This is a genomic window from Xenorhabdus kozodoii, from assembly GCF_002632875.1.
GTDB lineage: Bacteria > Pseudomonadota > Gammaproteobacteria > Enterobacterales > Enterobacteriaceae > Xenorhabdus > Xenorhabdus kozodoii.
This window is the reverse complement of sequence record NZ_NJCX01000034.1, coordinates 1-21,085: the sequence shown is the minus strand read 5'-3', so window position 1 is coordinate 21,085 and position 21,085 is coordinate 1. Positions and strand designations below refer to the sequence as shown.

24 protein-coding genes and 4 pseudogenes are annotated in these 21,085 nt (G+C 42.3%); 10 read left to right on the top strand and 18 right to left on the bottom strand.

Annotation, left to right across the window (positions count from 1 at the left end; all coding sequences use genetic code 11):
* Window positions 1-85: 85 nt before the first annotated feature.
* Window positions 86-1,168, bottom strand: a complete 1,083-nt coding sequence (sfnG, locus tag Xkoz_RS17370; RefSeq protein ID WP_099143246.1) for a dimethylsulfone monooxygenase SfnG — start codon at window positions 1,166-1,168, stop codon at window positions 86-88.
* Between the two features lie 607 nt (window positions 1,169-1,775).
* Between sfnG and Xkoz_RS17365 the strand changes: the two genes are divergently transcribed.
* Both Xkoz_RS17365 and fghA read left to right on the top strand, forming a co-directional pair.
* The gene (locus Xkoz_RS17365; RefSeq protein WP_099143245.1) at window positions 1,776-2,885 is read left to right on the top strand and encodes an S-(hydroxymethyl)glutathione dehydrogenase/class III alcohol dehydrogenase; all 1,110 of its coding nucleotides are present in this window, start codon (window positions 1,776-1,778) and stop codon (window positions 2,883-2,885) included.
* 100 nt (window positions 2,886-2,985) lie between these two features.
* Window positions 2,986-3,861, top strand: coding sequence for an S-formylglutathione hydrolase (gene fghA, locus Xkoz_RS17360; protein ID WP_099143244.1), 876 nt, complete (start codon window positions 2,986-2,988; stop codon window positions 3,859-3,861).
* A 461-nt stretch (window positions 3,862-4,322) separates the two neighbouring features.
* Here fghA and Xkoz_RS17350 read toward each other — a convergent pair whose 3' ends face one another.
* From Xkoz_RS17350 to Xkoz_RS24465, 3 genes are all read right to left on the bottom strand, one after another.
* Window positions 4,323-4,982 (bottom strand): hypothetical protein, encoded by a 660-nt coding sequence (locus Xkoz_RS17350; RefSeq protein WP_099143242.1) that lies wholly within the window; start codon window positions 4,980-4,982, stop codon window positions 4,323-4,325.
* A 19-nt stretch (window positions 4,983-5,001) separates the two neighbouring features.
* Complete coding sequence (locus Xkoz_RS17345) at window positions 5,002-5,802, bottom strand: hypothetical protein (protein ID WP_099143241.1); 801 nt, start codon at window positions 5,800-5,802, stop codon at window positions 5,002-5,004.
* Window positions 5,803-5,904: 102 nt separating this feature from the next.
* Window positions 5,905-6,036, bottom strand: a complete 132-nt coding sequence (locus Xkoz_RS24465) for a hypothetical protein (protein ID WP_279627418.1) — start codon at window positions 6,034-6,036, stop codon at window positions 5,905-5,907.
* Between the two features lie 172 nt (window positions 6,037-6,208).
* Here Xkoz_RS24465 and Xkoz_RS17340 point away from each other — a divergent pair, with 172 nt between their 5' ends.
* The 3 genes from Xkoz_RS17340 to Xkoz_RS17330 all read left to right on the top strand — a co-directional run bounded on the left by Xkoz_RS17340 (window position 6,209) and on the right by Xkoz_RS17330 (window position 8,647).
* Complete coding sequence (locus Xkoz_RS17340) at window positions 6,209-6,538, top strand: hypothetical protein (protein WP_141554438.1); 330 nt, start codon at window positions 6,209-6,211, stop codon at window positions 6,536-6,538.
* 344 nt (window positions 6,539-6,882) lie between these two features.
* A protein-coding gene (locus tag Xkoz_RS17335) for an IS1 family transposase (protein WP_208615296.1) occupies window positions 6,883-7,589 on the top strand; the annotation gives its coding sequence in 2 pieces (ribosomal slippage) (window positions 6,883-7,132 and window positions 7,132-7,589; 708 coding nt in all).
* A 443-nt stretch (window positions 7,590-8,032) separates the two neighbouring features.
* Window positions 8,033-8,647 (top strand): FMN-binding negative transcriptional regulator, encoded by a 615-nt coding sequence (locus tag Xkoz_RS17330; RefSeq protein ID WP_099143239.1) that lies wholly within the window; start codon window positions 8,033-8,035, stop codon window positions 8,645-8,647.
* A 32-nt stretch (window positions 8,648-8,679) separates the two neighbouring features.
* Here the strand turns inward: Xkoz_RS17330 and Xkoz_RS17325 are convergent, their stop codons facing one another.
* From Xkoz_RS17325 to Xkoz_RS17295, 8 genes and pseudogenes are all read right to left on the bottom strand, one after another.
* Entirely contained in the window at window positions 8,680-9,873 is a 1,194-nt protein-coding gene (locus tag Xkoz_RS17325; RefSeq protein WP_279627417.1) for an MFS transporter, read from the bottom strand.
* Window positions 9,874-9,933: 60 nt separating this feature from the next.
* The gene (locus Xkoz_RS17320) at window positions 9,934-11,409 is read right to left on the bottom strand and encodes an aldehyde dehydrogenase family protein (protein WP_099143237.1); all 1,476 of its coding nucleotides are present in this window, start codon (window positions 11,407-11,409) and stop codon (window positions 9,934-9,936) included.
* Between the two features lie 12 nt (window positions 11,410-11,421).
* Window positions 11,422-12,702 carry an aspartate aminotransferase family protein gene (locus tag Xkoz_RS17315; RefSeq protein WP_099143236.1) on the bottom strand — a complete coding sequence of 427 codons (1,281 nt, stop codon included), beginning with the start codon at window positions 12,700-12,702 and terminating at the stop codon, window positions 11,422-11,424.
* 6 nt (window positions 12,703-12,708) lie between these two features.
* A complete protein-coding gene (locus Xkoz_RS17310) occupies window positions 12,709-13,761 on the bottom strand; it encodes a thiaminase II/PqqC family protein (RefSeq protein WP_167386615.1) in 1,053 nt (350 codons plus the stop codon).
* A 13-nt stretch (window positions 13,762-13,774) separates the two neighbouring features.
* On the bottom strand, window positions 13,775-14,761 hold the full coding sequence (locus Xkoz_RS17305) for a thiaminase II/PqqC family protein (RefSeq protein WP_099143234.1): 987 nt from the start codon (window positions 14,759-14,761) through the stop codon (window positions 13,775-13,777).
* A gap of 76 nt (window positions 14,762-14,837) precedes the next feature.
* Window positions 14,838-14,969: a hypothetical protein gene (locus tag Xkoz_RS24460; RefSeq protein ID WP_279627416.1), complete on the bottom strand. Its 132-nt coding sequence runs from the start codon at window positions 14,967-14,969 to the stop codon at window positions 14,838-14,840.
* Between the two features lie 449 nt (window positions 14,970-15,418).
* Window positions 15,419-15,676: pseudogene (locus Xkoz_RS17300) on the bottom strand (terminase small subunit); the annotation flags it as partial.
* Window positions 15,610-15,876, bottom strand: coding sequence for a DUF2560 family protein (locus Xkoz_RS17295; RefSeq protein ID WP_099143232.1), 267 nt, complete (start codon window positions 15,874-15,876; stop codon window positions 15,610-15,612). The gene Xkoz_RS17295 and the pseudogene Xkoz_RS17300, both read right to left, overlap by 67 nt.
* Window positions 15,877-16,106: 230 nt before the next feature.
* Here Xkoz_RS17295 and Xkoz_RS20280 point away from each other — a divergent pair, with 230 nt between their 5' ends.
* Window positions 16,107-16,820, top strand: a complete 714-nt coding sequence (locus tag Xkoz_RS20280) for a hypothetical protein (protein WP_141554437.1) — start codon at window positions 16,107-16,109, stop codon at window positions 16,818-16,820.
* 115 nt (window positions 16,821-16,935) lie between these two features.
* Here Xkoz_RS20280 and Xkoz_RS17290 read toward each other — a convergent pair whose 3' ends face one another.
* The 4 genes and pseudogenes from Xkoz_RS17290 to Xkoz_RS17275 all read right to left on the bottom strand — a co-directional run bounded on the left by Xkoz_RS17290 (window position 16,936) and on the right by Xkoz_RS17275 (window position 18,344).
* Window positions 16,936-17,163, bottom strand: coding sequence for an Acb2/Tad1 domain-containing protein (locus Xkoz_RS17290; RefSeq protein ID WP_099143231.1), 228 nt, complete (start codon window positions 17,161-17,163; stop codon window positions 16,936-16,938).
* On the bottom strand, window positions 17,144-17,617 hold the full coding sequence (locus tag Xkoz_RS17285; protein WP_099143230.1) for a lysis protein: 474 nt from the start codon (window positions 17,615-17,617) through the stop codon (window positions 17,144-17,146). Before Xkoz_RS17285 ends, Xkoz_RS17290 begins: the two co-directional genes overlap by 20 nt.
* Window positions 17,614-18,024, bottom strand: coding sequence for a structural protein (locus Xkoz_RS17280; RefSeq protein WP_099143229.1), 411 nt, complete (start codon window positions 18,022-18,024; stop codon window positions 17,614-17,616). Before Xkoz_RS17280 ends, Xkoz_RS17285 begins: the two co-directional genes overlap by 4 nt.
* Window positions 18,024-18,344 (bottom strand): annotated as a pseudogene (locus Xkoz_RS17275) (phage holin, lambda family). Before Xkoz_RS17275 ends, Xkoz_RS17280 begins: the two are co-directional and overlap by 1 nt.
* A gap of 118 nt (window positions 18,345-18,462) precedes the next feature.
* On the opposite strand from Xkoz_RS17275, the gene Xkoz_RS17270 reads away from it, so the two are divergent.
* Window positions 18,463-18,645 (top strand): type II toxin-antitoxin system HicA family toxin, encoded by a 183-nt coding sequence (locus Xkoz_RS17270; protein WP_099143228.1) that lies wholly within the window; start codon window positions 18,463-18,465, stop codon window positions 18,643-18,645.
* Window positions 18,646-18,670: 25 nt separating this feature from the next.
* Window positions 18,671-19,108, top strand: coding sequence for a type II toxin-antitoxin system HicB family antitoxin (locus Xkoz_RS17265; RefSeq protein ID WP_099143227.1), 438 nt, complete (start codon window positions 18,671-18,673; stop codon window positions 19,106-19,108).
* Between the two features lie 51 nt (window positions 19,109-19,159).
* Here the strand turns inward: Xkoz_RS17265 and Xkoz_RS17260 are convergent.
* Window positions 19,160-19,366: pseudogene (locus Xkoz_RS17260) on the bottom strand (DNA methyltransferase); the annotation flags it as partial.
* 47 nt (window positions 19,367-19,413) lie between these two features.
* On the opposite strand from Xkoz_RS17260, the gene Xkoz_RS17255 reads away from it, so the two are divergent.
* Both Xkoz_RS17255 and Xkoz_RS17250 read left to right on the top strand, forming a co-directional pair.
* Window positions 19,414-19,641, top strand: coding sequence for a DUF4224 domain-containing protein (locus Xkoz_RS17255; RefSeq protein WP_099143226.1), 228 nt, complete (start codon window positions 19,414-19,416; stop codon window positions 19,639-19,641).
* Entirely contained in the window at window positions 19,641-20,657 is a 1,017-nt protein-coding gene (locus Xkoz_RS17250; protein ID WP_099143225.1) for a tyrosine-type recombinase/integrase, read from the top strand. Before Xkoz_RS17255 ends, Xkoz_RS17250 begins: the two co-directional genes overlap by 1 nt.
* A 334-nt stretch (window positions 20,658-20,991) precedes the next feature.
* Here Xkoz_RS17250 and Xkoz_RS17245 read toward each other — a convergent pair.
* Window positions 20,992-21,085: pseudogene (locus Xkoz_RS17245) on the bottom strand (IS5/IS1182 family transposase); the annotation flags it as partial.

The window sequence follows — 21,085 nt, the reverse complement described above, 5'->3', positions numbered from 1 at the left end:
CTGCATCGCGGCAGTCTGGGATCTATTGGGTTCCTATAAAGATGAAACGTGAATGATGCCTTATTTAAAGGCAATAAATGATTATTCAATCAGCTTGTTGCTCCAATTCTCGGACAAGTGGGATCACCTTTTTGCCAAAATATTCTAGCTCTTCCTGCATATGCAAAAAGCCAAGCAGCATCAGGTTTACACCGACTTTTTTATATTCAATAATTCGTTGGGCGATTTGTAATGGCGTACCAATAAGGTTGGTTTTAAAACCGTCATTATACTGCACAAGATCTTCAAAAGTTGATTTTGCCCAATTCCCTTCTTTCTCTGGCGATGCGTTCCCGGCATTCTGTACTTCATGATGGAAACTTTTCACCGCGTCAAGATCACTGCTATCCAGAATGTCCTGCAATACTGCACGCGCCTCTTTTTCATCATCACGGGCAATCGCAAAACCATTAACGCCTATTTTTACCTGATGATGATTCAACAACGCCTTAGCGCTGATATCTTCGATTTGTTTCTGAATATATTCCACACTGCCCCCATTAGTAAAATACCAATCAGAAACGCGCGCGGCCATGTCTCTGGCAGCCCTGGAACTCCCTCCTTGAAAAATCTCCGGTAATGGGGCAAGTGGTTTGGGGTTTAAAACATAATCATGGAAACGATAAAAATCACCAGAAAAACTGAAAGCAGGCTGCGACCAGATGCCTTTTAAGCAACGAATAAATTCTTCTGAACGCAAATAACGCTCTTCATGATCCAACCAGGGTTCACCAATGGCTTTAAATTCACCGCGAAACCAACCACTGACAATATTAACTGCAATCCGTGCACCATAAAGCTGACTGATTGTTGCTATCTGTTTGGCCGCCAATACCGGTTTCCAAGGCCCGGGTAAAAGGGCTGCAATGATTTTCAATTGGTGGGTTGCCGAAAGCAGATCTTGGGAAAAAGTCATCGATTCATGCTGGTTTTCAGCGCCATAGCCAGCAGTAAATCTAATTTGGGTTAATGCATAGTCAAAACCGACATTTTCGGCGATTTGAGCCAATTTTCGATTATAAGTATGATCCCAGTGAGTCCGTTGTTGGATTTTACTTATCACTAACCCACCTGAAACATTAGGCACCCAATAAGCAAATTTAATGGGTTGGGAATTGAATTCAGCCATTAAGCCTCCATTTGAAATCAGAATATATAACCCGTTGCCTTTTAAGCTGCGTCTTATATCTCCCTGCTGCGCGGGGAGATATAACACTCTCATTGGATTGCAAACTGCAATTTGAAGTTGGACTGGTATAGATTGATTCAATCTTGGTTAATCGATGAGATATCTTATTGACAAGGTTTAATTAAATCCATTATTTATTATTCCATTTTAAATAATTTACAAAAGATACTATTGTTTGGCTCAAAGCTAATTGAGCATATACCCGTCGCTTTTCAAGATGCACCTTATATCTCCCCGCGCTGCGGGGAGATATAAACACTCTCGTTGGTTTGCAAACGGCAACTTGAAGTTGGACTGGTATATACGCATTAAACTTCAAGTTGCAATTTACAACACTCTATGAAACCTGATTTCTCCCCGCTTCGCGGGGAAATCACACGCAACTTGAAGTTAGATTGGTATAGAACATAATCACTTAACATCCAACCACAATATTTTTTGAAAACAAAAAGATGGGTCATAACCCAGAAATAAAATCAGATCATATGGATAATATCCAAATAAACAGAAGTGTTTGAATATTCTAATTAACAAAAAGAGGGAATATATGAAATCACGTGCTGCTGTGGCCTTTGGGCCAAACAAACCACTCGAAATTCTCGAAATTGACGTTGCTCCCCCCAAAGCGGGTGAAGTCATGATAAAAATCAGCCATACCGGGGTCTGTCATACCGATGCCTTTACCCTTTCGGGCGGCGATCCTGAAGGCGTATTCCCTGTCATCCTGGGGCATGAAGGCGTCGGTGTCGTGGTCGAAGTGGGTGAAGGTGTCACAAGTGTAACATTGGGTGACCATGTTATTCCGTTATACACAGCGGAGTGTGGCAAATGTGAGTTTTGTCAATCAGGGAAAACTAACCTTTGTATCGCCGTCCGTGAAACACAAGGTAAGGGACTCATGCCAGATGGCACAACCCGCTTTTCTTATCATGGACAACCTATCTATCATTACATGGGATGTTCCACATTCAGTGAATATACGGTTGTGGCTGAAGTCTCGGTGGCAAAAATCAATCCCGCTGCAAACCATGAACACGTTTGTTTATTGGGCTGTGGTGTCACGACGGGGATCGGTGCCGTACACAACACAGCCAAAGTGCAGCCGGGAGACTCTGTCGCTGTGTTCGGCCTGGGTGGGATTGGCCTGGCTGTTGTTCAGGGTGCCCGTCAGGCCAAAGCGGGACGCATCCTTGCCATTGATACCAACCCAACTAAATTTGAACTTGCCAGACAATTTGGCGCCACTGATTGCCTCAACCCCGATGACTACGATAAGCCTATCCAACAGGTCATCCTGGAGATGACCCAATGGGGGGTTGATCATACTTTCGAATGTATCGGTAATGTCAATGTCATGCGTGCTGCCCTGGAAAGCGCGCACAGAGGATGGGGGCAATCAATCGTCATTGGTGTGGCGGGTGCCGGACAGGAAATTGCCACCCGGCCATTCCAACTGATTACCGGTCGTACGTGGAAAGGCACAGCTTTCGGCGGCGTAAAAGGACGCAGCCAGTTGCCGGCCATGGTGGAAAAGGCGATGACAGGTGAAATTGAACTGGCTCCTTTCGTTACCCACACCCTGCCCTTGGAAAATATTAATGAGGCTTTTGAACTGATGCATGAAGGTAAATCGATCCGAACTGTCATTCACTATTAACCCGTGTTTATCGTAGACAGAAAGCCGTGTTGCACGCCAACACGGTATCTGGCAATTGACAAAATCATCACCACAACCAATGAATTTAGAGAGGAAGGTCATGGAAAGAATTGAACATCACGCCTGTTTTGGCGGATGGCAAGATGTCTACCAACATAAATCAAACGTTTTGGGTTGCCAGATGCGTTTTGCTGTTTTCTTTCCCCCTCAGATTAAAGAAAGCAGATTACCCGTCCTTTACTGGCTTTCCGGTTTGACCTGCACTGAGCAAAATTTCATGACAAAATCCGGTGCCCAGCGTTATGCGGCGGAACAAGGTATTGTCATTGTTGCGCCAGATACCAGCCCACGGGGTGATGAGGTCGCCGACGATCCCGCTTATGATCTTGGAAAAGGTGCCGGCTTTTATCTCAATGCCTCAAAACCCCCTTGGGCATCGCACTATCGAATGTACGATTATGTTATTTCAGAACTCCCCAACTTGATTGAAACACACTTTGCGGTAACGGATATCCGGGCAATCAGCGGACATTCAATGGGAGGTCACGGTGCCATGATCATGGCATTGAAAAATCCGGGACGTTATTGCAGCGTTTCAGCCTTTTCCCCGATTGTCGCCCCTGGCCAGGTTCCGTGGGGAATAAAAGCATTTTCAGCTTATCTGGGCGATGAGACATCAGATTGGAAGCAATATGACACCGTTGAACTGATTAGGAATACGAAAGAACGGCTTCCTATTTTGATTGAGCAAGGTCTCAATGACGACTTTTTAGATGAACAACTTCGCCCTCATTTATTGCAAGCTATTTGTGATGAAATCGGTTATCCCGTGACGATAAATCTTCGACCAGATTATGATCATAGCTACTATTTTATTGCCAGTTTTATTGAAGATCATATCATCTATCATGCCAAGGCCATGCAAAGGGAGGGGGGTCTTGACATTAATTCAGTGGATCATGCAGCGCGACGGTAAGGGAATGAATCCCCAGAAACATAGATAACTATGTGACTGGGGTGAATAAGCGCAGGCAACAAAGCGGCAACTTGAAAGACGACGGGTATATACCAATCCAACTTCAAGTTGCCGTTTGCAAACCAATGAGAGTGTTTATATCTCCCCGCGCAGCGGGGAGATATAAGACGCATCTTGAAAGGCGACGGGTATAATACAAAATGACTCCCTCAAATAAATTTTTCTTATATGCCTTAGAAATATAACTCTATCGGCAAGCCAGAGTTAAAAGCCAGGGCGCGAGCATACTTTGGTTAATATTTATCCTTAAAATGTAAATATTATTCTCTAACTCTATAGTCTCCTATAAAAGCTTAAAGAATTGTTCGGTTGACTGCATTTCGCCCAATTTAAATACCATAAAATGGTTATTTTGAAAAACAATAATCTTTAAAAGGTGGCTAAAATAGTGTGCTCGCGCCCTAGTTAAAAGCCGCCTCAAGTTCAGACGTTGGTGTGTACAATTTCCATATTTCTTTGCCTTCAGGGCTTTCCCAAGGTGGAATAGTGGGCTGACCATTTAACCAAAATTGTATTTTCTTTTGTACATTAATATTGTTCCTGTTCCTATAGACCCACCTCAGCTCATGTGACGTTATATCAGTGCTTTTTGCAGAAAATTTTACTTTATTCACTACATATTTCATTTCTATGGCATCAAGAATAAAATGTACAGTATTGTCTTTAACCAGTTCCTTATTGCCATTGCTCATAGTTATCCAGGATAGCCCTGCCTTACATTTTCTTGAAAATATTCTGCCTGTGCTTTCTGGGGTGAATTCAAATGAAGAGTGATATTTATGATGATTCTTAATATATGAAGAAAAACACTCACTATAGGGGCGGTTTATCTCTAGTTTCATGTTATTCTTTCTGGCTTCTTCATCATTCTTTTTCAGGAACAGTTCCACTGGGGTTATATACTGATCTATGATTACAGCTTGAATACCGACCTTATGCGTATTAATGCTAATACCTTTAAATGGTTTGTAGTTAGTAATGTATTTTAACCTTTGGCTTGTTAAGCCGTAAATTAGATCCCCAACATCAAATTTTCGTTTAAAAGGTTCACGAAATGGCATTTTATTTCCCCTTAATTTATTATTGATATAACATATACTTATAACAGCCTTCTATCATACACCATTTATCACTGATAGCCGGCTCCAATATCATCACATCACCCGGACTTTTTAAAAACCCCATATTAAAATAAGCCTCTTCGGCTCTGGGTAATGCATCAAGTTGTATTTTCCCCTCCTTTCCTAAATCCAGCGATTCATTTACGGCACATTCCATTAATAAATATCCACAATTTCGAACCAAGTAATGCATGGCAAAATTAACAACGGTAGGCGTGTTATTTTTCGTAGAGAATTGTAATATTCCTATGGGATTAGAGAAGTAGTAAGCAATAAAAAATTTATCTTCATTACTGGCAGGATTAATTGACAGTTTTATTGATATGAATCTCATCTTTGCATTTTGGTATCTATGAAAATTATTTATTATTTCTTCTTTTCTGTTTATTTCTTCTTTAGTTAAAGTTTCTTTACCATGTCCTAATGTCATTCCATAACTTTTTAATATGTTACCTAACTTTGGACTCTGCCAACAAGAAGCCTTTTCAACATCTTTGGGTTTTTTTTCATTTTTCCAATTATCCTTTAAAAAATCATAATCTAAACGCGCTTCCTCCAGCCTGTTCAATATTACGCTTATTGCACTGGATACTTCTTTACAGTCCCCTTTCTTAACAGATATAAATCGTTTGATATCTCTAAGATCCCGGAGTTCAGCATCAATGGATCTTATATCCAACGTGGATTTAATCTTCCGCAACGGTTTTGATGGGAAATCATTATAATTATTAATACTAAAAGATTTTGTTCTGTATATCATGGCTAGACTCTCCCAAAATATATAATAAATAACGCTTGGGCTTCCACAATATCGCACTTTCTCAAGGGAAATACAAAAGTATAAAATAAGTGTCTGCTGTTGTTAATCTGCTTCCCATGATATTTGGCCACCCGCGATATCAGGCTGTTCTTTTCGCGTCGCGGCATTTCCAGAGAGTTCGACGGTGGTTGCATCGTCCACGCGGCTGGAGGAAACAGTTAAATGAACCAGCAAGAGATCGTCTAACCGCCCGTACTCGCGCTTAAAGGAGGGTGAAATCCTTGTTTGACCTTACAGATTGGCCCGGGGAATAAACAACTTATTATGCAAAAGAAACATGGTTAGCCCTTTTTATCAACCTACACTACCTTTATTCATAGTTAACTATGATGATTGCGAGGTTTTTATGCGTAATAACAACATATATACGAGGAATACAGCGACGTATTTTATCACATCTGAACGTAATCAAGGAAGGCGTTGGGTATTTATCACTCCTGAGTTATTTTTCCTTCCTACAGGTGTTCCACTAACTGGATATCCTCGTCTTGGCCTTCTATTTAATCAGAACGGTCTAACTGATTTACGTTGTTTATTTTCTCGTACTAATGCATTTTATTTATATACAGATCATAACTGGCTCAATTTCAATATGAATAGAGCTGAATTTCTTAATAATATGGAGCTAAGGGCTGCCACTGAAAGCGCCAGGCAATTTTGGTGGGAAGGCGCCTAACATTTGTAATCTTAACGTGTCACAGATATTCCGCTTATCTAAAGGCGGGATGAATTAAACCTCGTGACATGCCATACAATCACAATCTTAACTCATACCAACACATAGATAATGGTTCCCTGAACACTGTAAAGATTCATTAAAGAACATACTGACCCATTTCCCGTTATCCAGTTATACCGAGTGATGAAAGCCAGTCGTTCAACGATGACTGGCAGGCCTTATCGAAAACGGATCACTAACGCCAGCCGTCAAAGGCCGAGTAGTTCCATAGCGACAGGGGGTCATGCTCCCAATAGTTAGATTATTGTAGTAAACTTTCCATTTTTTATTACTGGTGAGATATGGCTAAAGTTGATGTGGTTTGTCGTTATTGTCACAAAGCAGAGGAGGTCAAAGGGCATGGAAAAGGAAGCAGTGGGCACCCGCGTTATCACTGTTATGCCTGCCGTAAAACCTTCCAACTGAATTACACCTATCAAGCCTGCAAACCCGGAGTGAAAGAACAAATCACTGATATGGCGATAAATAACGGCGGGATCAGAGACACTGCACGTGTTTTGAACGTCGGGATCAATACCGTGCTTCGCACGTTAAAAAACTTGAACCCAGACAAGTAACAACACGGCCTCTGGCAGGAAGTGAGATTCACATTATCTGTGAAATTGATGAGCAGTGGTCATTTGTCGGCAACAAGAAGAATCAACGCTGGCTCGGGTATGCGTGGGAACCAAACCAGAAGCAAATCATCGCACATGTATTTGGCGATCGCAGTAAAAAAACGCTGGAAAAACTGTTGGCGCTTCTGGCATCGTTTGAAATCCAGTATTATTGTACTGATAATTATGCTGTTTATGATTGCCTTCCTGAGAGAACTCACCTCAGAGGAAAGAAATTTACCCAACGCATCGAAAGAATGAATCTGACCCTGCGTACTCGAATAAAAAGGCTGAATCGGAAAACGATCTGCTACTCTAAATCAGAAATCCTGCATGACAAAATCATCGGAACGTTCATTGAGCATGAATACTATCTTGCAAGGATAATCTAACTATTGGGAGCATGACCGGGTTATTGGTCTGACGATATCTGCTTCCAAAAGTGTGCAGATGTACCGCATTGTATGCACTCCCTTGCAGGCTACGGGAGTTTTGACTTCGCCGCTTAACGCTGATCCTTGCAGGCAATGGATCATGGGTAACAGTTAAATACCTTATCGATTAGGTTGAGCGAGGTCAACTTTTTGTTTGATGACAGGCTGTGAGGAAATACGTCATTATTTTTTTGATGAAAATAACGCCATGTCGGTTCATAATCTAAGCAGACATAACAAAGTGCCGTCATCCGTCATTCCGCAGCTATATCTGTAATATACTGATTTTAAATAAATTTTATTCTATTGTTAAATTTTAATTAAATCAATAAATTACGAATGCGGTGCGGAATGTCGGGTCATGACTATACCGCTATAACTACGTAATTGGAGCAATGGCAATGTATATACCAAAGAAAATGGAAATGACCGGTCAAAACAGCGTATCGACCTTTATTATCAACAACAGCTTTGGATTATTGATCTCTCCTGCACTAATAGGCACCCATCTTCCTTTTGTTTTTGTCCCCGAAGAAGGAAAGATGGGAGTGTTATATGGGCATGTAGCCAAAGCTAATCAGCACTGGAAAGAATTTGATGGCCAGCGAGTATTAGTGATCTTTACTGGGCCACATGCTTATATTTCACCAACGTGGTATAAAGCACAACATGCTGTTCCCACTTGGAATTATTCAGCAGTACATTGCTATGGAATAGCAGAAATCCTGGGAAACGAAGAGACAAAATTTATCATGGAAACCCTAGTCAATACCTTTGAACCGAACCTGATAGAAAACAAAGAACTGATGCCAGACTCTTACCTCGATCAGAAAATGCAGGCGATAGTTGGGTTCAAAATCTGGCTTGACGAAATTCAGGCTAAAGAAAAGCTCGGCCAGCATAGAAGTCAAGATGACCAACGTGGTGTTTATACGGCGTTAGAAAACAGTACACAGAGTGGCAACGTAAAATTAGCTAATTATATGAAAAAGCGTCATATTGGCACAGGCGATTAAGGTATTCGCCAATAGGCCTGTGTTGCCGTAGACTATTTCACGCTCACCATTGGACTCAGGTAACACGCAAGCCCTGTACTAATCTGAATCACTGCACAAGCGATAAACAGCAGATCTATCCCTCCCCACGAAATCACATACCCCGAAATAACCAAGCCAAAAGGTAGGCCTAATTTAAATATTGTGCCAGTAATCCCCATGACTCTTCCCAGATTCTCCCCTTTAATACTTTCTTGGCGGTAAGTGTAAACTAGAAGAGCTGTGATTATTTCGAAGAAATTCACCCAGAAAAAGGCTGTAATTAACATTACAGGATGGTTAAAAAGTAGAATCAAAAGATAACCAAATGCCTGAATAGTCATAGTTACAATCAACACTACCCCTAAACCAAATCGGTTTCGTAGGCGTACGGTCAATAACGAGCCTAGTATTGCGCCTACTCCGCCCGCAGACACCATGTAGCTAATATTAACAGCGTTCATGGCTAGAGAAGTTTTGGCATAATAGATCGCTTGCAAAGAAAACACCATTGAGCACGTATTTAACACCATAATAGCCAGCGCCATATGATATAACGGAACATTAGCTTGTAATATCTGCCAACCTTTAATGATAGACATGCTTATATTTTCGGTAGCTCTGAATACCTCTTTTTCGTATGGCATTTTGAATAAATAACACCAGGCAATAAACAAAAATAATGCTATCCATAGAAAGGTAATATGGGGGGATGAAAATAAAATAATCACACCCGACAGCAAAGGGCCAAGTGCCTGGAACAGGCTATTCAGTGAACCCATACTGGAAATAGCTGCACCTTGCAACTTTTCGGGTAATACATGTTTCAACATTCCCATTCTGGCGTTAAGGTAGCCAAAGTTAAAAGCCATCATAAAGAAAGCACAAGGGAATAACACCCACAAGGGGTTTGAACTCAATTCGATAGCTAACCAGCCAGCCAGCAAACACACAACCTGTCCTGCAATCATCCACTGAGACCAAACTCTGCGATCCACGCGATCAATCAAAGCTCCGATCACTGCGGCTAGAAGAATATAAGGTAGAAACTCGGCAGCACGCACCCAGCCCATAATTTCCGATGAACGGGTGATATCGTAGATTAATAACGGTAATGCCAGCTCATAAACTTTTCCCCCTAAATGGCAAAACAGCGCCCCGGAGAATAGCATCCGAAACTGCTTATGTTTCCATATGGCCCTTTCCAAAATGTCCCTCCGCTACACGGTTTCTGTTTTATATAACCACTAAGACCTGGCTGTCGTATGTCATTTCAGAGCACCATATCTGGGCAGTGTATAACTATTAAGGGGCAAACATAGAGTTTGTGTTTGGGTATATTGTTCTAAGCTCCAATACCCGCCTACAGTACCAATACCACTTTGTTTAAAACCACCAAATGGACAACGAATATCCCTGATATACGGTGTGTTTACGCCGATATTACCCGCCTGCATTTTGCGGGCAAAAGACAATGCTTTTGAATCGCTCGCACTCCATACCGTTCCCGCAAGGCCAAACTGGGAATCATTAGCTAAAGAGAGAGCATGCTCTTCGTTTTCAGCGATAAAAATTGCGACGACTGGCCCAAAGATTTCTTGTGTAGCCAATGGACTTTGAGGATGCACCCCAGTTAAAACAGCAGGCTCAATGTAAAATCCCCGATAACAATCCATAGGAACGCTCCCACCAGTACACAAACTGGCCCCTTCTTGCTGTGCCTGAGCTATGGCTTTCAGTATGTTTTCTCGGTGGTTGGCACTAATCATTGGTCCAATTTCGCTGGTTTCATCAAATGGGTCACCTACACGAATATTCTGAGTTCGCTCAATAAACTGACAGCTAAAAGTTTTGGCGATGGTTTTGTCGACGATAATGCGAGATCCCGCAGTACACACCTGCCCATTGCTGCTAAAAGCAGAGACTAATGCACCATCTAACGCCGCATCAATATCTGCGTCTGCCAACACCACCGTAGGAGATTTTCCTCCTAATTCCAGCAACGAACGCCGCAATGTACCCGACGAATATCTTAAGACATCTTTTCCAACTTGAGTGCCTCCAACAAAACAGAATAAATCAATATCAGTATGTCGAATAAGTGCCTCTCCTGTCGGTTGGCCTGCCCCGTGTACGATATTGACTACGCCTTCAGGTAGACCGATTTCTGCAACTATTTGTCCAAGTAAAGAAACAGTGATTGGTGCCAATTCTGAGGGTTTCAAAACCACTGTGTTACCCGCGATCAACGCAGCAGCTAAGTTAATTGAAGAAACAGATAATGGGCCATTCCATGGTGTCATGATAGCAACGACGCCTACAGGAATGTTATGAGTAAAATTAATGTAGGAATCCCCTATTGGAATAGCTCTGCCAAAGAAGCGCTTGCCCTCTTCTGCAAAAAAACGAAAGTGTTCTACTGCACGCGGAAGATGACCATGTAAACACATTTTCGATAAGAAACCCGTATCTTCACATTCATACTGAGCAAATAGAGACAAGTTATCTTCTAACGCATCCGCAATCATATGCAGGTACGATGCCCTCTCTTCTACCGTCAGTCGTGGCCATGGCCCCTGCTCATAGGCTACTCTGGCGGCATACACGGCGGAATCAACATCAGTAGATGAAGACACGTTAAATTGGGCAATGCGTTCTTCCGTCGACGGATTGATTGAAAATAATCTATCCCCACCCGTTGCTTTGACATGCCTGCCGTTAATAAAATTGACAATATCTATCATGCTCCCTCCCACTCAATCCGCTAAGCCCATTGCCCTGTTTTGGTTTAATAACTTAACAAACGCCATATGGAATTTATCCACCGCATCTTCAAGAGTGTCATACGTGTGGCAAGTACTGAGCCAACCATGAGACTTGTGCATATCAATGCCATGCTGGGTAAGGAGTATTTTTAGTTCGTTGTAAACAGCCGCATTTTTTTGCGTTATCCAAAACGCCTCTTCAGAAGGAAAAATATCTACCCCTTCTTTTTGCGCACCAATCAATATGTGAAAGATCGATGATTGATGAAACAGTTGCACATCAATACCAACCTGCTTAGCCTTTTCATTGACCGCATTCACAAACATCATTGTGTTTTTATTCAGTGTCTCTTGTACAGTGCCATCAGCCACAAGTGCCAACGTGGTCAAGCCAGCACTGGCGGATAATGGGTTACCGTTGAACGTCCCCGTATGGAGCACTTTAGTATTATGCCCAGCTTCAAAACAGGACATAATCATCTGAGAACCCGCTATCGCACCACCGGGTAATCCACCGCATAGCACTTTAGATAATGTGGTTACATCTGGCATAATGGAGGCTAACTGTTGTACGCCACCCGGTGCATAACGAAATCCACTCATCACCTCATCAAAAATGAGCAGGGTATCGTAACGCTGAGTAATATTTCGTAACTCCTGCAAATACTGTTTATTATATGGAAGGGTCCCACTGCTACCTCCCCCTGGTTCTAAGATAACTGCCGCCGTTTTTCCTTCCACTAAAGAGGCTTCTACGGCTTCCAGATCGAACGGTGGTACTAATTGAAGGTAACTGGCAGAATCTGGGTGCGAGCCAGTTGGCCACCCATCTACAACACCTGAAAGTGCTTCATCATGCCAACCATGGAAATGTCCATCAATTCGCATGATATAAGGTTTGCCGGTATAAGCTCGAGCCAAACGCAATGCCAGTAACGTAGCTTCGGTACCAGATGAACAGAACCTGATTAGTTCAGCACTGGGCACCATTTGAATTATTTTTTCAGCCCATTCCACCAACAAGGTGTGATTACCGGAAAGATGAGTGCCACTATTTAACTGAGTAGCTATTGCCTGAATCACAGCAGGATGATTATGGCCCAGAATTAACGCGCCATGTCCCATCCAAAAATCTGTGTATTGTCGACCGCTGGTATCCCACTTATAAGCACCATTCGCATGTTTAAATACGACGGGATGTGCACAAGCCCAACTATCATGAGTTGTTCCACCCGCAATGGCACGTTTTGCACGCAGTTCCCAATCTTGCATGATTAATTACTCCTTGTTCTCAGAAAACAGGAAGTCAATGACTTGTGGTGCACGTCTCGGTAATTGAGAATCTTCTCTCCCATAATATTCGAATAGGTACTCGTAATAGAGAATGAAATAATTAACGAGTTGGCGAATAGTGACAAATGTACGCTTTACCTCACGATGAGAAATAATCTCATCATTTGCATAAAGGTTTTCAAAAAGAGAAACTTGATGATCTAATCGGGCATCAATCAAAGCATGTTTAAGAAAAGAGCCAAACATGCCCTGGGCAAAAGGATATAATTCAATCAGCCGAGAATAGTATTCATTCAAACCCGTTTTGCTAAAACTCTTGCCATCAGATTGCATTAATGAAAATACGGCGGTGTACACTAAAGAGCTTTCCATTGCCACTTCATTAAGATAATTGATCAACGCCCGAGTACTGGGTAGCGGAAGGGCTTTTTTCACCAGTGACACGGGTAAACCATCCTTCATTAGCCCCTGTAGGAAAATTTCCCCATGATATGCTTCTTCAGCATAATGAGCGGCTATTTTCTGGCGAACATCAATCGATTCGCGGCAATATGCAACGCCAGCAGCCATATATTCGTTGGCAGCATCTACATAGTGATAAAACTCAATACCCCAACCTAAAATTTGCCTTTCAGAGCAAGTACCATTGTGCACTTTCTCCCAAAATATTTGATTATTAATATGCTGCCGCCAAAAAACCACTTCTTGTTTTACTAACTCAACTAATTGATAACCAGTAAGCGATCTTTTATTCTCATTATTTATATCAATTAGCACAGATTCACCACACAGATAATCCAGTAAGCTGATAATTTCTTCTGATGCAAAGCAGGTTTTCTGTGAAATTATATCAACTGTATTAGTACCATTAAGAAAGCTGAAAATTCCTTGGATCATTTCCGCACTTTTGCCAGAGAAGGTATAATCATTACCGGGTACGCTAAAAATAGCTTCGTGACCTTTTGCCATTAAAATAACTTGAGGAAGGCATTTAGGTAATGAATCTGGAGTTAATATTCTGCCCATTTGATTTGTCATAATAACTCCTGACTTAACGATAACGAGAAGGGTTAATGATCTCATTGAAAGATATGTTTCTATAGTGGGATTGAATATCATGCGTCCACAATTTTAACGTTTCGACCAATATTTCTGCTGACTTGATAGCCTCATTCGCTCGCTCTTTTTCCAATGTTGAGATACAAGCACAAACTTTTTCCAAAAAATCATTATGCCCATATTCTTCATCCAAATAGGCATGTTCAATTAAGGGCTGGATTATCCCTTTATTTTCTTTATCGTAGTATTGGATAAGCGAGTTATAAAACACCATACCCTCCTTACGATCTCCACCTGTAGATTCAAGAAATGCTGAACATGTGGCATAAGAAATAACATCTCTGCGACCACATTCACGCATATGATTAATAATGGCGATTGTGCTCGGTAGTGGCTGGTGATTTAAAATTTGTTTTTTGGTAAAACCTAATCGCTTGAGTGCTTTCATAAAAAACATATGGTGGTTATATTCTTCAATAAAATGCTGAGAAAAAAGATCCCGAATTTGTTTATTTTCGTTAGCAGCCGCAGTGACTATTGAAAGACGTTGAGTAGCCCCTTCAATAAAATAGAAGTTTTCTAACAGCCACCCAGCGATAGCTGATCTGGATAATTTCCCAGTAGTGAGTTCATACCAAAAATCAAGAGTAAATACCTCTTTTTTCCATTTAGGGAAAATTTCTCGACACATTTTTGCAAGACTCTGCGGGTCGACCGTGTTATTTGACGGTAAGTTTTCCATCCTTACCACATTTGCATCAATTAGATGAGATAATAAATCGTTAATTTCTTTTTCATCGTAATGATATTTTTCAGACAAAGTACTGAGCGTATTATTTCCATCCATATCTAACAGCAAATTTTTAAGCTGCAGTGGATTTTCAGTTTCAATATTGATATCTACATCATTAGTAACTATTTTTATTGCCGTTGGTTGTTCGTGAAGTGCAGAAAAATACTTTAGGTATGGACAGCCCATGAACCCTCTCCTCAACTTTCATGTCAAAATAAAAAGGCTGCCACCAACAACAACAGCCTTTATTATACTTTAAGAATTATTTGACCAGAGCGCCTAGAGCACGACGTTCTTCCTGGTTAGATTTTTTCTTAACATTAAGTGAAAATTTTTGTGTTTGTTTTTTGGAATCAACAGATTCAACGCTTTGATTGTTCTTAATGTTTTGCATAATATTTTCCTATTTATATTAATTAAATTAAATCAAACCAAAACACCAACGAAACATATAATTAACATTTCGATCACAAAGCTAGATCATCAAAACATCAGAATCAATATCATATTGACAAAAAGTTAGGAACGGTTGATGTTTTGTGTACATTCACTTATTCTGCCCCTAGACACCTTGCTTTTTCCTGCCAATCCACTGATATCCGCCCACACCTGTGGCCTTTGTGCCGGCATTATTCACTCTTATTCACGGCATCCTCTACCTACACTGTTAACCCGCAGGCGTTTTATATTTTTGTATTGAGGCAGCTTATATCCAAAAATGCTTGTCTGGCGTTCTCTCTGAAAATGTAGTGATGCGTAAGTTCTTACGATTAGTCTATGGCATGATGAAATCAGGCACATTATTTAACGCAGAAATACCGCTTGCAGTTTAATGACTGAGACGGTAAAGGTCTGCTGGTAGATAGTGACCACCATAAAATCTTCACGAGCGCGGTATAGTTGCCATGTGCTATCTGCGATATCTAGGAATAAACAAAGCCCTGATAACGTCATAGCTCTCATTTTTGCTACTGGTTCTTGGGTTACTTCACCTTGGTAACTAAATGCTTTCATTTCCCATAATGGGTTCTGCTCTACCCATTCAAAGTACTCGCAACAAGCGTCCCACAAATCATCAGGAGATTCGAACTTAGGGCTTCTTTCCCGTTCCTGATGGCTTTATCCGTTCTAGCCACAACACCAGACTCGGTTTGCACGAGTTTGTATTGATCTTTGAATAGTTCAAACTTCAAGGTGTTATCGCCGATAAACTCAGTGGCTTTTTGTGCAGCCGCGGTGTCATTCATCACGAGGCGTAATATTTCCAACCGCATTTGCTGGGATGAAGTGAGTTCTGTCATGTCTTAATTCCTTAAAAATAAAAAATGCCACCCGCCCGTGTGCGTTGGGTACACGGTAGGAACGGGTGGCAGCATGGGTTATTCCGGTAGCCACTCAGGGAATGGGGACGGGAATATCTTGTTTAGTTTCAGAGAGTAACTAACTGTTAAGTATTATTCGCTTGTTGTTGGGTAGGGATGGAGTTATCAGGTTGTCATGGGTTCAGAGTTTATTTTGTATGGAGGTAATTATGCCTGATCCTCAATTAAATGAGTTTTTTCACGAATTAGAAAACACTCTCAATCCCACTGGCACCCCTGCGCTATATGAATACATTGATCCAATCAACCAGAGCAGAACGCTAGTTGTTGCATTTGAAAATGAAGATGTACGCAGTGACCTAAGACAAAGAGCACGTTTAAATAATTGCAATTCGATTGCCAAAATCAATTCTCTACTGTACAAGCTCCACCAATTGGGTTTTGAACAAGATAAAAGACTGGCTATCTCAATCTGCAGCAACGCCTACTATGGCTCAGCATTTAAACTTACCAACCATGCTGGCTACAATATAACACTTAGTACCTATAAGTCAGTTATACTGCCGAGTTTTTCATCAGGGGAACCTTCTTATCTTAATCGTTTTAAAGAAAGAATGATGGAAAAAAAATATCAATATATCCGAGAGCGCTTAAAGAGTTACCAAAGCCCTACTGCTTCTCCATCAAGAAGCCCTCAACCCGGTCCATCTGGTTTGAATGTACGACAAAGAAGTTTGTCTCCACGATCCCCTGTTTACACGTCAGTGCCAGTGAACATTCCACGCTCTCACGCTCCGAGACCACCAAGAGTGCAAACACCATATACACCTCAACCATCAACGTCTTCTCAGTTATCAGGCTATTATCAAAGAAGTGCGGAATACAAGAAATGGTTTGACGAGGATGATGAATCTTGGATGTGAGTGTAGGAGGATACTCTTTCAGTCAAAATAGATAATAAGACATATATCAAAACTCACCCACACTGCATCCTAACATTCACCCTCCACCCCAGAGCAAGTGGTGCTGGGGTAGCGATCAGAATGTCGTTGGTTGAGCCACAGCACGAACCCAACACATAATCCCTTTCTGTAGGTCAGTGCGCCCTTCGTTCAACCAGCGCATATCAACATCAGTATTGGGTTTTACAAGGTGATCATAAAGCTGAGCTATTTCCTCACCCAACGCCTTAATCTTGTTCATCCAATCAATTTCATCTTGATTCAATTCGCGATAGCCCGTTATTTTACGGTGTTGATTTTCCATTATTTCCTCTGCATTCAGTATTAACGTAATCCTGCAAATATCTCAGTTTTGCCCGGTCGTTGATGATACCTTCTCGGATATCGAGAACAGTTGATCCAGTTTCTCCAGAGAGTTCGACGGCGGTTGCATCGTCCACGCCGCCGGAGGCAACGGTTTCAGACGCGGGACAGCTGGCTTGGATGCGCAACTTGCGACGACCAGCGGCAACATCAGCCCGAAGAGTGTCAATTTCAGTCTTGGCATTGGCGAGTTCCTGCGTGTGCTGGGTGTCCAGTTCTGCAAGATGTTGGATTTGCTCTTGTTGGCTGGCGTTAATGGTAATTTGCTCTGATAGGGATTCATTCAGTGACGTATTTTTTTGTTGTAACGCAATATTGCGATCAATCAGGTAATTACAGACGAAACCTATCAGGGCAATACCAACGAGCGAGAAAACCTGTAATTTCCAGCTCATAGCAGCGCAAACGCTTTTTCAAACGTTGCCTCAGAATAAGGCTGCTGATTACTGTTCTCCATCCGAATAATCCCCTCAGCCAACGCAAACAGGATTTTTTTATCCTGGGTAGATATCCGCTCATCCGCAGAGGCACCGACGCGTTTAGCCGCGAACTGAATGTAGCTTTCGGTGTTATTTTCATTGGGCGGTGCATAGCGATTGATGATTTGTCTAATCGTATGCCGTTGGTGCTTGCGCTGGTAGTTCCTCAACAATTTGAACAGGGCACGAATACCATACTCTGGTGACTCGAACCGACAAAACCGCGGTTCTGTATTCGGATCATGGGGCAACTGACCTCGCCATTTATTGGCAGGGTGGTAATCAATATTGCCCGGATTATTGTTGCGAATGCCTCTGGACATTATTTATCCCCCAACCGTTTGTTGATGGCACGAATAGCGAATTCACGCAGTTTCTCGACGCCAATAAAGCCAACCGCACCGCCCAGCGCCGGTGACACACTGGCAGGAATGCCGAACAGCTCCAGCCCGCTGGATATGCCCCAGGATAATGCCCCGCACAGTAGCGGCTCGACCCAGCGGTTCTTCCGTTCCATGCCGTCGTAAATCAGGCGACCGTAGCAAATCACTATCGCCAGCGCAGAGCCGGATATTTGCGGTCACGAGTTTTTCAGGCCGCTGAGTATGTCAGCCCAGATATCAGGATTTTCTTTCATCTTCATATTCCACCCCATTTGAACAATGGGCGTCCGTGGGGTGAAATAGGTTCGCCCCTATTGATTAATAAATGTTGATTTGTGTGTATATGTGTGTATAATTGCTTTCAGGTTAGGAGGAAACATGAAATCAACTGACCTGATAAAGGAGCTAACAGCAGCAGGATGTGAATTGAAGCGGCATAAAGGAACAAGCCACCAAATGTGGTGGTCTCCGATAACAGGGAAAACTTTTCCTGTTCCGCATCCGAAAAAAGATTTACCACTAGGTACTGTTAAATCCATTAAAAAATCGGCGGGGATCTAATCCCCGTCCTCTTCTGGAGGTAACTATGTTTTTCTCAGTTGGTGTTGAAACACCTAAAGATGAAAATACAGCATACGGGATGGTTGTCCCGGCATTTTCTATTCATGACTGTGATTGTTTTTCTGCTGCTGATACTCAAAAAGAGATCCCTGAAATGGTGAGGGAAGCCATTTTACTCACCCTTGAGGAAATGATTTACAGCAGTGATTTCACTGTGGATCAGCTCCACGATGCCGGGCATCTGGTTTACGCCGCTAACCCTGAATATGCCGATTTTGATAGTTGGTTTGTAATTGATATCGATTTATCTGAATTTGAAGGCAAACAACAACGTATTAATGTCGCTTTGCCTGATACGCTGATAAGACGCATCGATACCAGAGTAAAACAAGATCCGACACGATACCGGGATCGCAGTCATTTTATTGCTGAAGCGGCTCGTCATGAGCTTCAGCCTGATTAAATCAGTAGGGCGACACTGATCGCCCTGCTTATTGAGTTGTCAACTTAGAGTTTACAACTGACCATTAATCTCTTGCTCAGTCTGCTTAAACCGTTCCTCTTCCAGCTCAACGCCTAACACACGACGATTCAATTTTAACGCCGCTTTCAGGGTTGCCCCAGAACCCATAAAGAAATCGGCCACCAAATCCCCTTCGCGGCTACTGGACTGAATAATATGTGCCATCAGGTCAGCAGGTTTTTCGCACGGGTGTTTGCCTAACAGTGATATTCAACCTGAACGGTTAACACGTATTCGAGGTCAATATGGGTGTAAAAACCGACATCATCAGTGATGACGATATCGCTGAACTCACGGGATACCAAATCCCGTCCAAACAATGTGCCACGCTAAAAGAGGCAGGCATATTTTTCATCGTTCGGCGGGATGGGCGACCGCGAACCACATGGGCGCATTTTAATAACCCAATAGCACAACGGGTTCGAAATTATGCGCCTGTCCCCCAAGAGCCTAATTTTGGAGCGTTAGACTAATGGGTAGAAAACGCAACAATCCCGCGGATAACTGGATGCCCCCGCGCGTCCGGCGAGGACGCTCCGCCTATGAGTTCCAGACCTATGACAGTCGAACAGTCCGTCTATGCGATTTTTCGGCAACGCAGGCCGACGTTTGGGTGGCGTATGAAAAACTGATTGCTGATCAGAAAAATGACGAGACGCTAAACGGTCTGGTTAATGCTTTTTTTCTCTCACCTGACTTTTCGGATCTGGCTACCGAGACCAAAAAAGATTACCGAAAATATGCAGGTAAGCTGTTACCCGTATTTGGGAACATGTTACCGGACAATATCAAACCGGAACATATTCGCAAATACATGGACAAACGAGGCTTGCAAGCCAAAACACAACCTAATCGCGAGAAAAACTTTTTGTCCCGGGTATATGGCTGGGGGTATGAGAGAGGATTGGTACGCGGTAACCCGTGTAAAGGGGTTCGGCAATTTAAAGAAGTTGCCAGGGATCGGTATATTACCGATGATGAGTACCATGCCATCTACTCCGTTGCTCCACCCATTGTTCAAGTTGCAATGGAACTGGCCTATCTGTGTTGTGCCCGACAGGCTGACGTTCTGGCACTGACCTACGCGCAGGTACGGGAAGACGGCATTTTCATTAAACAGGGAAAAACGGGCGTCGCCCAAATAAAAGCCTGGACGAAGCGCTTAGAAGATGTCGTGAAGATGAGTAAAACGCTACCCTTGGATAAAGGTGTTAGCAGTATCTATGTGCTCCACCAGCGCACTGGTTCGAAATATACCCGCGATGGATTTAACAGCCGCTGGAAAAAAGCGAAAAATAGCGCGAAAGAGACTTTTCCCGAATTGGACTTTAACTTCACCTTTCATGATCTAAAAGCAAAAGGGACTTTAGATCTGGAAGGAACGCTGGCCGAAAAACAAAAAATCACTGGACATAAAAACATTACCCAAACGGCACGATATGATCGAAAGGTGAATATTGTTCCGGTTGTTGGGGGGCAAAAAAAGTAAATGGAGGGTCAAGAAATATAGTGAAAAAATATAGTGAAGAAATAGTGAAATGTGATTTGTGTCATGAAAAAAAGCCACCTAAAAAGGTGGCTTTTTTTAAAGCTAACCCACTGTTTTATCAGTGAATTTTTATATGGTGCCAGGGCGGGACTTGAACCCGCACAGCCTTAAGGCCGAGGGATTTTAAAATCGTTGTTATTCTTAATAAAATCAAAAGGTTAATGTTGTGATTCCTAATATGAACCATTATCAACACCCTGAAAAACCAAACAGTTACGAGTATTTTCGATTGATAATTAGGAATTAAAAAAGAACAAAATTAGATAATAAGAGCCTATCCCAATAGGATTATATTCCAGACAATGAAACTACAAGCCAAATGAAGCATGGCTTCATAATTTTCAACCCGTTTTTCCCAACGGATCAGA

Bases quoted from the DNA above. Each gene is read 5' to 3' on its own strand.
- Xkoz_RS17280 (WP_099143229.1), bottom strand. From the start codon at position 18,024: ATGTCCAGAGGCATTCGCAACAATAATCCGGGCAATATTGATTACCAC.
- Xkoz_RS17290 (WP_099143231.1), bottom strand. From the start codon at position 17,163: ATGGAAAATCAACACCGTAAAATAACGGGCTATCGCGAATTGAATCAA.
- Xkoz_RS24460 (WP_279627416.1), bottom strand. From the start codon at position 14,969: ATGCAAAACATTAAGAACAATCAAAGCGTTGAATCTGTTGATTCCAAA.
- Xkoz_RS20280 (WP_141554437.1), top strand. From the start codon at position 16,107: ATGCCTGATCCTCAATTAAATGAGTTTTTTCACGAATTAGAAAACACT.
- Xkoz_RS17345 (WP_099143241.1), bottom strand. From the start codon at position 5,802: ATGATATACAGAACAAAATCTTTTAGTATTAATAATTATAATGATTTC.
- Xkoz_RS17265 (WP_099143227.1), top strand. From the start codon at position 18,671: ATGTTTTTCTCAGTTGGTGTTGAAACACCTAAAGATGAAAATACAGCA.
- Xkoz_RS17315 (WP_099143236.1), bottom strand. From the start codon at position 12,702: ATGCAAGATTGGGAACTGCGTGCAAAACGTGCCATTGCGGGTGGAACA.
- Xkoz_RS17255 (WP_099143226.1), top strand. From the start codon at position 19,414: ATGGGTGTAAAAACCGACATCATCAGTGATGACGATATCGCTGAACTC.
- sfnG (WP_099143246.1), bottom strand. From the start codon at position 1,168: ATGGCTGAATTCAATTCCCAACCCATTAAATTTGCTTATTGGGTGCCT.
- Xkoz_RS17285 (WP_099143230.1), bottom strand. From the start codon at position 17,617: ATGAGCTGGAAATTACAGGTTTTCTCGCTCGTTGGTATTGCCCTGATA.
- Xkoz_RS17320 (WP_099143237.1), bottom strand. From the start codon at position 11,409: ATGATAGATATTGTCAATTTTATTAACGGCAGGCATGTCAAAGCAACG.
- Xkoz_RS17350 (WP_099143242.1), bottom strand. From the start codon at position 4,982: ATGCCATTTCGTGAACCTTTTAAACGAAAATTTGATGTTGGGGATCTA.
- Xkoz_RS17365 (WP_099143245.1), top strand. From the start codon at position 1,776: ATGAAATCACGTGCTGCTGTGGCCTTTGGGCCAAACAAACCACTCGAA.
- Xkoz_RS17330 (WP_099143239.1), top strand. From the start codon at position 8,033: ATGTATATACCAAAGAAAATGGAAATGACCGGTCAAAACAGCGTATCG.
- Xkoz_RS17270 (WP_099143228.1), top strand. From the start codon at position 18,463: ATGAAATCAACTGACCTGATAAAGGAGCTAACAGCAGCAGGATGTGAA.
- fghA (WP_099143244.1), top strand. From the start codon at position 2,986: ATGGAAAGAATTGAACATCACGCCTGTTTTGGCGGATGGCAAGATGTC.
- Xkoz_RS17295 (WP_099143232.1), bottom strand. From the start codon at position 15,876: ATGACAGAACTCACTTCATCCCAGCAAATGCGGTTGGAAATATTACGC.
- Xkoz_RS17340 (WP_141554438.1), top strand. From the start codon at position 6,209: ATGCGTAATAACAACATATATACGAGGAATACAGCGACGTATTTTATC.
- Xkoz_RS17305 (WP_099143234.1), bottom strand. From the start codon at position 14,761: ATGGGCTGTCCATACCTAAAGTATTTTTCTGCACTTCACGAACAACCA.
- Xkoz_RS17310 (WP_167386615.1), bottom strand. From the start codon at position 13,761: ATGACAAATCAAATGGGCAGAATATTAACTCCAGATTCATTACCTAAA.
- Xkoz_RS17250 (WP_099143225.1), top strand. From the start codon at position 19,641: ATGGGTAGAAAACGCAACAATCCCGCGGATAACTGGATGCCCCCGCGC.